Raw genomic sequence first — 751 nt, forward strand, 5'->3', positions numbered from 1 at the left:
TGAAACTGGATGCGGCGCTGTCGCTTTGCTGCTTGCGTTGGAAATAGGCATCAAGTTCACCCTTATTGGTTATGCGCGGCTCCGCCCGTTGGACAGCGGGAGCGGTAAACAAAGCCAATGACGAGTCAAAGGCCGCTTGTCCCAATGTGTTTTGTCCGGCTGCGGTATCGGGGGATTGGCCGTTATAGGTCTGGTCGTTCACCGAATGGTAAGAACTTCCCTTTATGGGTCGGGCAAGTGTCTGCGAACAGACATCGAGCACAGACAGTTCCTCACCGTATGTCAGCTTGGTCGTCGAGCCGGCCTGTGGCTTCCCGAAGACAAGGTTCTGTCCGTCGTAGTAGAGCCATTCCTGATATTGGCGGGCAAGCCGTTGTATGAATCTGAAGTTGGTTTCCTCGTACTGGCATTCGTATTCCAGCTTCGATTTCGTTTCCGGATTGACAAGAGCTTGTACTCCTGCCTTGTCTGTAAGTTCCTTGACAATGTCAGACAAGGATTTGTTGCACCATGAGGCACAGGTGTGGTCCGACTCCAGCAGGAATGTTGACGAATATCCTGTCACTTTTATATTTCCATGTGTCCCACCGGAACGATGAAGCCCCACCATGGTGGCCACGCCGACAAAAAAAGTGCCGCCGAAGTCCATGATTACTTTTTTTCCGACCCAGTCTTTTGATGCCTCCGGGATTTCCACGCCATAAATTTCTACGGCCTGAATATCCAGCGTTATCTCAAAGTAGTGGTGCTC

General features: G+C 51.4%; 1 protein-coding gene. It reads right to left on the bottom strand.

The window, feature by feature from the left end:
* On the bottom strand, positions 1 to 751 hold a 751-nt coding region (locus HMPREF0673_RS06865; protein WP_007899965.1), incomplete at both ends, for a contractile injection system protein, VgrG/Pvc8 family.

Source organism: Leyella stercorea DSM 18206 (assembly GCF_000235885.1).
Classification (GTDB): Bacteria; Bacteroidota; Bacteroidia; order Bacteroidales; family Bacteroidaceae; genus Prevotella; species Prevotella stercorea.